Annotated in this window: 4 protein-coding genes; all 4 read left to right on the top strand. The window is 66.8% G+C overall.

The features are described from left to right. The coding region (locus ABEA43_RS65735) for a non-ribosomal peptide synthetase (protein ID WP_345580428.1) at positions 1–1,498 on the top strand (1,498 nt) is incomplete at its 5' end. A 383-nt stretch (positions 1,499–1,881) separates the two neighbouring features. Then, complete coding sequence (locus tag ABEA43_RS65730) at positions 1,882–5,109, top strand: non-ribosomal peptide synthetase (protein ID WP_345580425.1); 3,228 nt, start codon at positions 1,882–1,884, stop codon at positions 5,107–5,109. A gap of 118 nt (positions 5,110–5,227) precedes the next feature. Beyond that, positions 5,228–6,475, top strand: coding sequence for a Zn-dependent hydrolase (locus ABEA43_RS65725; RefSeq protein WP_345580422.1), 1,248 nt, complete (start codon positions 5,228–5,230; stop codon positions 6,473–6,475). A 44-nt stretch (positions 6,476–6,519) separates the two neighbouring features. Beyond that, complete coding sequence (locus tag ABEA43_RS65720; RefSeq protein ID WP_345580419.1) at positions 6,520–7,170, top strand: LOG family protein; 651 nt, start codon at positions 6,520–6,522, stop codon at positions 7,168–7,170. Position 7,171 lies beyond the last annotated feature (1 nt).

Here is a 7,171-nt window from a genome sequence, read left to right as displayed (position 1 = left end):
CCTGCTGGCTGACAGTCGTGCGGTGCTGACGGTTACGAGTGAGGAGATCGCGGAGGAGTTGCCGTCGGGGCGGGCGCGGATGCTGGTGCTGGATGACACGTTCACCAAGCTGCGCCTGTCGGCCGCCGCCGCGATCCGGCCGGAGCGGGTGGTGCACGGTTTCCAGGCGGCGTATGTCATCTACACCTCTGGTTCGACGGGCCGGCCGAAGGGTGTGGTGGTGACGCAGGCGGCGCTGGCCAATTATGTGGGTTCGGTGCCTGGTCGGCTTGGTATGGATGGTGGCCGGTATGCGCTGGTGCAGGGTCAGGCGACCGATCTGGGGAACACGGTGGTGTTCGCCAGCCTGACCACGGGTGGGCAGTTGCACGTGGTGGGTGAGGAGGCGGCCACCGATCCCGTCGCGCTCGGCACCTTGTTGAGGGAGCGGCGCATCGACTTCGTGAAGATGGTTCCTTCGCATCTGGCGGCTCTGGGTGCGTCGGCTGAGTTGCTGCCTGGCCGGTCGTTGGTGCTGGGCGGGGAGGCTGCCGCGCCGGGTTGGGTGGATGAGCTGCTGGCGGTGGCCGAGCAGCGTGGGTGTGCGGTGTTCAACCACTACGGCCCGACCGAGACGACGATCGGCGTGGCCACCACCCGCCTGCACGGAGGACGGGTCCCGGTCGGCACGCCGGTCGCCAACACGAGCCTGTATGTGCTGGACGATCACCTCACTCCCGTGCCGCCGGGTGTCATCGGAGAGCTGTACATCGCCGGTGCGCAGCTGGCCCGTGGTTACCTCGGCCGTGCGGCTCTCACCGCTGAGCGGTTCGTGGCGTGTCCGTTCGAGGACGGGCGGATGTATCGCACCGGCGACCGCGCCCGCTGGACCGGCGACGGTGAGGTGGTGTTCGCGGGCCGGGTGGACGATCAGGTGAAGATCCGTGGGTTCCGGGTGGAGCCGGGTGAGGTCACCGCTGTGCTGGCCGGCTGTCCCGGGGTGGATCAGGTGGTCGTGGTGGCTCGCCAGGAGGGGGAAGTGCGGCTGGTCGGGTATCTGGTGGCGGGTGATGCGGAGAGTGTGACGGAGTTGCCGTCCGTCGTGCGGAGGTTCGCGGCCGAGCGGTTGCCGGAGCACATGGTGCCGTCGGCGTGGGTGGTGCTGGAGGCGTTGCCGCTGACCGGGAACGGCAAGCTGGACCGCCGCGCTCTGCCCGCTCCCGATCTCGCCGCCACGGCCGGCGCCGGACGCGGGCCGTCCAATCCACGGGAAGAAGCGCTGTGCGCCGCGTTCACCGAGGTCCTCGGGGTCGAAGGCGTCGGCGTGGATGACGACTTCTTCGAGCTCGGCGGCCACTCCCTGCTCGCCGTCCGCCTGGTCAGCCGCGTCCGCGCCCTGCTCGGGGTGGACATCCAGGTTCGTACGCTGTTCGACGCCCCGACGGTCGCGAGCCTCGCGCAGCAGCTCGGCGAGGAGAAGAGCACCAGGCCCACCCTGCGCCCCATGCGCGACCGCTGACGACCGCCTCCGCGAGAGCGTTCAACTGCGGCCCCAGCGCAGTTGAACGCCGCGCATCAGCCTGCGGCTTTCACGAAACTTACTTTGGCATCCGGCGGGAATGCCTGGCCGGCATCGCGATCCTGCGCAGACGAATGTGCGGCATTGTTCATTTGCCGCGGCATACGCCATAGTGGACCCCGGCGAAACGACAATGCCCAGGCCGGTGATTCATGCTTTCACCGCGTCACCATTTTCTTTTAATTTGCCGAGCTCCGCCTCAGCGGCTTTTCCGCCTCGAGAACGTCATTGGACGAGGGCGCCGCAGCGTACGCCTGCGAACGGCATCGTCGTCCCCGCAGGACCTGTGAAAGGCGAGTGTGAGAATGAGGGACACTTCCGCGGTGATCAGGCCGGCAGACAGCACTGCCGCACTCGAACCGTTCTCGCTCGTAAAAAGCGCGGACCGCGCCAAGCTGCCCCATGCGCTTTCGGATGCCTATCCCATGTCCGCGCTGCAGCTGGGCATCGTCTACCACGCGCTGTCAGGCGGAGCCGAATTAATTTACCTGAATGCCTGCAGTTTGCGCGTGCGCGGGGCCGGGCTCGACCTGGAGTTGTTCGATCAGGCCGTCCAGGACGTGGTGAACAGACATGCCGTCCTACGGACCTCCTTCGACCTGACCACCTACGGCGAGGCGATGCAGCTCGTGCACGCGGTGGCGACGGTGCCGCGCGAGGTCCACGATCTGCCGGGCGTTTCAGAACCGGAGCGGGAGCAGCATCTCCGCGCCGCGCTTCGCGCCGAAGGGCGTCGGCCATTCGATCTCGCCACGGCGCCACTCCTGCGCTGCATGCTGCACCGCTGGGCGGAGGATGAGTTCCAGTGGACCGTCATGCATCACCAGGCGATTCTCGACAGGGAGAGCCTGCTTCGCATACTGGACGAGACGCTGCGCCGTTACGTGGACCTCCTTGCCGATTCGGATGCCGCGATCTCCGCTCCACCTGCCGAAATCTTCCCGGCGTTCATTTCCGCGGAGCGGGCGGCCATCGACGGCGCGGAGCACGGCAAGCGGTGGCGGGATCACCTCCTCGGCTACGCCCCGAAGCCCTTGCCGGCGGCGGCTGCCCGGACCTTCGCGCCGATGAGCGCCGGCGACGCCACCGCGTACAGGTCGATCGAGTCGCCCATCCCGGACGGAATCGGCGACGCGCTGCGCGACCTGAGCCGTACGGCAGGCGTGCCGGTCAAAGACGTCCTGCTGGCGGCGCATCTGAAAGTGCTGAGCTTGCTGACCGGCGACAGTGACGTCGCCACGGGAGTGGCCATGCACAGCCCTTCCTCCCATGCGGCCGGAGGCCTTTTCCTGAACGTCCTGCCGCTCCGGGTGGACGTGTCAGGAGGACGATGGCTGGATCTGGTGCGCCGGGTGTCCGGCCGCGGAGAGGACATGCTCCCGTACGGTCGATACCCGCTTTCCCGGATTACGTCGGACCTGGACGGCGCCGAGCTGTTCGACTCCATGTTTGAATACGGCGACACCTGGTTGGACGGCAGCGCCATCGACGTTTCGATCACGCATCGGATCGAGCCCAACAACTTCACCCTCTCGACGCGGTTCCTCCAGGATTCCCGGTCCGGGCGATTGTCCTTGGCATTGGATTATCCGTCAGGCAAGCTGGACGACGCGCAGGCGACGACGATCCGCGACTATTATTTCGCGACGCTGACCGCGATGGCCGAACCGGACGGCCTGCATGACGTCTTTTCCCCGCTGAGCACCGCGGAGAGAGAACGCATGCTGGTGGACTGGAACGGGCCGGTCCGCGACTATTCACGTCGGGGATGCGTGCACGAGCTCATCGAGCAGCAGGTCGTCAAGACTCCGGACGCGCTCGCGGTGCTGAGCGACGAAGCCGAGCTCAGTTATACCGAGCTCAATGCCAGGGCGAATCGGCTTGCGCGGGAGCTGCGCGACCTCGGGGCCGGACCGGAGACCTTGGTCGGCGTCTATGCCGAGCGAGACGCGGACATGATCGTCACCTTGCTCGGTGTGCTCAAGTCCGGTGCCGCCTACTTGCCGCTGGACCCGAGCTACCCGGAAGAACGGCTTCGCTTTCTGCTTGAGGACGCCCAGGCCGGCCTCGTCGTCACCCAAGAGCGCTTCGCGGCACGGCTTCCGAAGGGAGATTGGCGGGTTCTCTGCACCGATGCGCGGGCCGCGGATATTCTTCGTCATCCCGCTCATGACCTCGGCCCGCTGAGCACGCCTGACAACCTGGCATACGTCATCTACACGTCTGGATCGACCGGCCGGCCGAAGGGCGTCCAGGTTCCGCATTCCGGCTTGGTCAACTATCTGAACTGGTGCGTCGAGGAGTACGCGAGCCGAGGAAGCGGCGGGGCACCGGTGTTCTCCTCTTTCTCCTTCGACATGATCGTGCCCAACATCTACACCCCGCTGATCATGGGCGAACGCGTCTGCATGCTGCCGGAGACGCTGCCGGTCCACGAACTCGGCTCCCGGCTGGAGCGGCTGGCGCCGTTCAATTTCATCAAGATGACCCCGGGCCACCTGGACCTTCTTTCTGAAGCGCTCGGGCCGACAGCGGCCAGGAACCTCGCCGGCACCCTCGTCGTCGGCGCCGACGCCTTTCCCAGCCGCAATCTTGCCCACTGGCGGCGGCTGGACCCGGCCACGGTCGTCCTCAATGAGTACGGTCCGACGGAGGCCTCGGTGGGCAACTGCGTCTTCCATACCCAGGGCCGCGTCGAGCGCGATCTGCTCCCCATTGGGCAAGCCATTCCGAACACCACGATGTACGTGCTGGACGCGGCGATGAATCCCGCGCCGGTGGGCGTCGCGGGAGAGCTCTACATCGGCGGAGACTGCGTGGTGCGTGGCTACGCCGGCCGTCCGGCGCTGACGGCGAGTTGCTTCCTGCCGGATCCTTTCATCGGCGGCCGCATCGGTGCCCGGATGTATCGCACCGGCGATCTGGGCAGATGGCTGCCGGACGGAAACCTGGAATTCCTGGGCAGGGTCGACGACCAGGTGAAGCTGAACGGCTATCGGGTCGAGCCGGGCGAGGTCGAGTCCGTGCTGGCCGAGCACCCGTCCGTCGCGCAGTCCGTGGCCGCGATTCTCGGCACGAATTCCCAGCGCCGGCTGGTCGGCTACTACGTGCCCCGCGGAGAGGTGAGCGCCGAAGAGCTCATGGCGTATCTCGCCGACCGGGTGCCCGGTTATCTGATGCCGTCGGCGCTGCACGCCATAGACGCCGTGCCGCTCAACGCGAATGGAAAGGTCGATCGCAAGGCTCTGCCCGATCCCCGGGAGCGGCGAGGACAGGCGGCGACCACGTTCAGCTCGCCCCGCACCCCCATGGAGCTGGCGCTCGCCGCCATCTGGGAAGACCTGCTCGGGGTGTCGCCGATAGGCGTGGAGGACAACTTCGCAGCCCTGGGCGGTGACTCGATCCTGGCCACCAGGATGGCCCTCAGGATCAACAAAGACCTCCGTCTCGACCTGGCGATAGCAGATATTCCGAACAGCCGCGACTTGGCCGAGCTGGCCGGACGCCTGACCTCCTCGGCGACGAACCGGCCAGGAAACAAAGGTCAGTAGCCGGTTTTCAGGTGCCGCCGACGACAGATCGACCGACCGCAAATGGCCGCCGTCGCCTATCGAAACGGGTTAGTGGGTAATCATGAGAGATAGAGTAACGACGCGTTCGGCCCGGACCATGCGAGTCGCCGGCGATCGGTTACTGGCCGGTGTACGAAGCCTCGCCGCGATAGGCGCCACGGCCGACGGCGGCGTCAGCAGACTCGCCTTCACCGCGGAGGATGCCCGCGGCCGAGAGCTGGTTCGCGACCTCATGATCGACGCAGGGCTGCAGACCTGCGTCGACAGCGCGGCCAATCTCATCGGCTACCGGCCGGGCGAACGTCAGGACCTGCCGGCTCTCATGCTCGGGTCTCATATCGACACGGTGCCCAACGGGGGCGCCCTGGACGGTGCGTATGGAGTCCTGGCGGCCATAGAAGTCGCCCGCGCGCTCAACGATCACGGCACCCCGCTGTCCCACCCCCTGGCCGTCGTGGCTTTCAACAACGAGGAAGGCGCGTTCGGCACCCGTGGGATGTGGGGTGCGCACGCGCTGGTAGGCGCGCTCGACGAAGCTGATCTGGCCGCGGTGGACGATCGCGGCAGACCCGTGGCAGATCTGCTCTTCGACATGGGCGGCGATGCCAGTCAGCTCGACCGGGCCGCGTGGAGCGCGGACCGGGTGGCCGCCTATCTGGAGCTGCATATCGAACAAGGGCCGGTGCTCGAGAGCCGGAACGTGGCGATAGGCGTGGTGGAGGCCATCACGGGCCGGTCGACTCTCGAGGTCTCCGTACGCGGCAAGGCCTCGCACGGCGGGACCACGCCGATGGAGCTACGCCAGGACGCGCTCGTGGCGGCGGCGCACGTGATACTCGCGGTCCGCGACCTCGCCTACCCGAACGGGCCGGTGCGGGTCGCCACCGTTGGCTCGCTCTCGCTGGCCCCCAACGCCTGGAACGTCGTACCCGGGCTCGTCACGATGCAGGTGGATCTGCGGGACGTATCCGACGCCGCCATGCGGCAGGCGATCTCGCGGCTCCGGGGCGAAGTCCTGGAGATCGCCATGAGCACCGCTACGGCGATCGAGGTGGAGGACCAGTACAGGGTGGCCGCCGTCGCTTGCGACCTGGGTCTGCGTGACGTCATCGTCGAGGCGAGCGAGAGCCTGGACCTGAGCCACCTCTCTCTTCCGAGCGGCGCCGGCCACGACGCGCAAGTCATCGGACGCATCGCACCGGTAGGCATGATCTTCGTGCCCAGTAAGGGCGGCATCAGTCATACACCGGAGGAGCACAGCGCCGAGGACGATCTGATAGCGGGCGCGAACGTGCTGTTGCAGTCCGTACTCGCCTACGACGAAAGATACGGCGGGACATTCTAGGTCTCCTTCTCGGGGAATGGCCGCCTTGACTCATCGGACTCGTTTTGGAGAAAAATATGTCATTGAAAAGTCCTGCTCGCGGCAAGGCCATCGGCGTCTTCTGCGGTGCTCGCGCGGGCGTCCAAGCGCAATACCTTGATGTAGCCGAGAAGCTCGGCGAGGCATTGGTGCGACGAGGCGCAGGGCTGGTCTACGGCGCCTGCGGCGTTGGGATCATGGGGGCGGTCGCCGGCGCCGTCGCCACAGCGGGCGGATCCGTGACAGGTGTGATTCCGCACCACCTGTTTGAGCGGGAGAAGCCGGACCTCGCGTCCGGCAACATCTACGTCGTCCGGACCATGCATGAGAGGAAAGCGCTCATGTACGACCTGTCCATGGGGTTCGCGGTGCTCCCCGGCGGGCTCGGCACATTGGACGAGCTGATGGAGGTCGCCACCTGGAACCAGCTTCGCATCCATGAGAAACCCATCGTCCTCATCAACCAGGGAGGCTTCTTCGACCCGCTGATCGCCATGCTCGACCACGTGGTCGCCGAGGGATTTCTCACGCAGGAGGAACGTTCCGCCATCCGCGTCACGGCCGATGTCGACCACGCCCTGGACTGGCTCGGCCTGTCCGTCGCGCCAGTGCCGATGGCTCCGCAGGCCGATGAACCGGCCCCACTGCGGCAGAGCCTGGCGCAGCCGGTCGTATGAC

Origin of the sequence: Nonomuraea rosea, assembly GCF_039539705.1 — a bacterium.
Classification (GTDB): Bacteria; Actinomycetota; Actinomycetes; order Streptosporangiales; family Streptosporangiaceae; genus Nonomuraea; species Nonomuraea rosea.
Note: the sequence above shows the minus strand (reverse complement) of the source record. Positions and strands in the feature narration are given on the sequence as shown.

Bases quoted from the DNA above. Each gene is read 5' to 3' on its own strand.
- ABEA43_RS65725 (WP_345580422.1), top strand. From the start codon at position 5,228: ATGCGAGTCGCCGGCGATCGGTTACTGGCCGGTGTACGAAGCCTCGCC.